Source organism: Rhodococcus sp. R1101, from assembly GCF_000278445.1.
Lineage (GTDB): Bacteria > Actinomycetota > Actinomycetes > Mycobacteriales > Mycobacteriaceae > Rhodococcus > Rhodococcus gordoniae.
Map to the genome: position 1 here is coordinate 1 of NZ_AJVB01000500.1, position 2,759 is coordinate 2,759.

A 2,759-nucleotide genomic window follows, 5' to 3' on the forward strand; every position below is an offset into this window, starting at 1 on the left:
CTGCTCTACCTGTGGGTCGGCATCCTCGCGTTCGGGGCCGTCGGTTCCTCGCTGCTCGATCGGAGGGCCGTGGTGCTGATTCTCGCGGGCGGTCTCGTGTTCGCTCTCGTGGTGACCGCGGTGCCGTCGCTGCGGCGGCACGACGAGTCGGGGGAGACACCACCGGAGCACTCCCGAGAGGTCGGTTAGGCTCGGATATCGTGACGAACCCGGATCATCCCGAACCCGACCACGGTCTGCCCTCGCTGCCCGACCCGATCGCCCCCATGCGCGCGGCGGTGCGCTACGGCGTCCTCGGTCTTCTCGTGCTCGCCGTGGTGGCATCGGTGGTCTCGGTGCTCGTCGCCGGGATGCCGGGACTGTGGGGCGCGCTGATCGGCGCGGCCGTCGGCGGAGGATTCATCCTTTTCACCGCGCTCGGTGTGCTCCTGACGTCGAAGATGCCGGCGATGACCGCCGGTGCCGTTCTTCTCGGCACCTGGTTGCTGAAGCTGATCCTCGCCATCGTCGTGATGGGTTCGCTCGACTCGCTCGACTTCTACAACCGCAACGCGCTGGTGCTCACGATCGTTTTCGCGCTGGTCATCGTTCTGGGAGCGGAGACCTACGGGGTGCTCTCGCAGCGCGCCCTGTACGTCGATCCCCGCCGTCGTCCGAGGTGAACAACGACGATCGGTAGTAGTGCCGGATGTCCATAACCCCCCACGTAGGAACCCACCTACGCGCTGTCGTAGAGCAGTTGGTAGGGTGAGTTCTGCGAGAGTGACACTGGCCGCATCCGGTTTGGAAACGGTGCGCAGTTGTGACTTCGTAGGCGGCCGTGTTCAAATGGCCGCCGAGTCGACGAGAGTCGCCGACACCGGCAGGAAGCAGGACCGTTCACGCGGTTCGGAACACTGGCGAATACGCGAGCCGACCTGGTCGACTTCTGGATCGTCAATGTCCGATCGAACCGCAGACGGCATGCCTGCGGCCGACTACGGGAGAGAGCGCTGAGCGTCACCACCTTGGCAGCCGGAGAATTCCACGCGCCGTCACTAGCTGATTTTTCCCACCGGCAGTCCTGTTCGAAGGCACCCCCTTCGAGATGGACCGGTTGATGCTCATCCGCGTCGCCGTCGCCCTGATCGTCGCTCTGTTCTTCTTCTTCGCGCTGCGGAGTCCGAAGATCGTGCCGCGGGGCGTGCAGAACGTCGCCGAGATCATGCTCGACTTCGTCCGGATCCATATCGCCGAGGACATCCTCGGTAAGGAACAGGGACGCCGGTTCCTTCCGGTGATCGTCACCATCTTCTTCCTGGTGGTCGGTCTGAACCTCACATCGGTCATCCCGTTCCTCAACATCTCGTCCAACGCACGAATCGGTATGCCGATCGTGCTCGCGGCACTCGCCTACATCGTCTTCAACTATGTGGGCATCAAGAAGTACGGATTCTTCCGCTACGTCAAGAGCAGCATCGTCATTCCGAACCTGCCGCCCGCTCTCCACGTGCTGGTGATCCCGATCGAGTTCGTCTCGACGTTCATTCTGCGGCCGTTCACGCTGACCATTCGTCTCATGGCCAACATGCTGGCCGGTCACATCATGCTCGTGCTGTTCTTCAGTGCCACCCAGTTCTTCTTCTTCGATTCCGACGGCTTCATGAAGGTGTTCGGCATCGGTTCTCTCATCGGCGGAATCGCGTTCACCTTCTTCGAGCTCCTGGTGATCGTCCTGCAGGCCTACATCTTCGCGCTGCTCACCGCGGTGTACATCGATCTGGCGCTGCACGCCGAAGAGCACTAGCTCGACGAACGGCACGACCCACATCTACACACAGACTGACTCGGTTGCCGACTCCCGGGGCCGAGCCACAAGAAAGGGAATGGAACACCAATGAGCGTTGCGCTTCAGGCAGCAGACGTCCTCGCCCAGGACACCACGATCTCGGGTGCAGGCGCCATCGGCTACGGCCTCGCCGCCATCGGCCCCGGCATCGGTATCGGCATCGTCGTCGGCAAGGCGATCGAGGGCATGGCTCGTCAGCCCGAGATGGCCGGCCAGCTGCGCACCACGATGTTCCTCGGTATCGCGTTCACCGAGGCCCTGGCGCTGATCGGCATCGTCGCCGGCTTCATCTTCTGATCCGACGATCACCATGGCTGACAGCATCCTGATTCTCGCGGCCGAGGAAGGGGAGACTCCCAACCCCCTCCTTCCCGCGACATACGACATCGTCTGGTCGCTGGTCGCCCTGATTCTCGTCGGATTCGTCTTCTGGAAGTTCGTGCTTCCGATGTTCCAGAAGGTGCTCGACGAGCGTTCGGAGCTGATCGAAGGCGGCATCAAGAAGGCAGAGGAAGCTCAGGCGGAGGCTGCGGCCGCGCTCGAGCAGTACCGTAGCCAGCTCGCCGAGGCCCGCACCGAGGCGGCGCAGATCCGTGAAGAGGCCCGTGCACAGGGCCAGCAGATCATCGCCGACATGAAGGCGCAGGCCCAGGAGGAGAGCGACCGTATCGTCGCCGCCGGTCACAACCAGCTGCAGGCCCAGCGCCAGCAGATCGTGGCCGAGCTGCGTAGCGATCTCGGACGCAGCTCCGTGGATCTCGCCGAGAAGATCCTCGGCGAAGCGCTCGCGGACGACGTGAAGCGTGCCGGCTCGATCGATCGATTCCTCGACGAACTCGACTCCCTCAGCGCTGACTCTGCATCCGGAAAGTGAGCACCATGTACGCAGCAAGCCGTGAGGCACTCGCTCATACGCGTTCCGCGTTGCAGT

Annotated in this window: 2 protein-coding genes and 3 pseudogenes; all 5 read left to right on the plus strand. The window is 63.2% G+C overall.

The features are described from left to right. Positions 1–189: pseudogene (locus tag R1101_RS27790) on the plus strand (undecaprenyl-phosphate alpha-N-acetylglucosaminyl 1-phosphate transferase); the annotation flags it as partial. Between the two features lie 11 nt (positions 190–200). Then, positions 201–679 (plus strand): annotated as a pseudogene (locus R1101_RS0120535) (hypothetical protein). A 328-nt stretch (positions 680–1,007) separates the two neighbouring features. Further along, positions 1,008–1,786: pseudogene (atpB, locus tag R1101_RS0120540) on the plus strand (F0F1 ATP synthase subunit A). 90 nt (positions 1,787–1,876) lie between these two features. Next, complete coding sequence (locus R1101_RS0120545) at positions 1,877–2,125, plus strand: ATP synthase F0 subunit C (protein ID WP_016935169.1); 249 nt, start codon at positions 1,877–1,879, stop codon at positions 2,123–2,125. 13 nt (positions 2,126–2,138) lie between these two features. Then, the gene (locus R1101_RS0120550; RefSeq protein WP_006552592.1) at positions 2,139–2,702 is read left to right on the plus strand and encodes a F0F1 ATP synthase subunit B; all 564 of its coding nucleotides are present in this window, start codon (positions 2,139–2,141) and stop codon (positions 2,700–2,702) included. Positions 2,703–2,759: the final 57 nt, after the last annotated feature.

Excerpts from the sequence above, each read along its gene's own strand:
- R1101_RS0120545 (WP_016935169.1), top strand. The coding sequence starts at position 1,877 with ATGAGCGTTGCGCTTCAGGCAGCAGACGTCCTCGCCCAGGACACCACG.
- R1101_RS0120550 (WP_006552592.1), top strand. The coding sequence starts at position 2,139 with ATGGCTGACAGCATCCTGATTCTCGCGGCCGAGGAAGGGGAGACTCCC.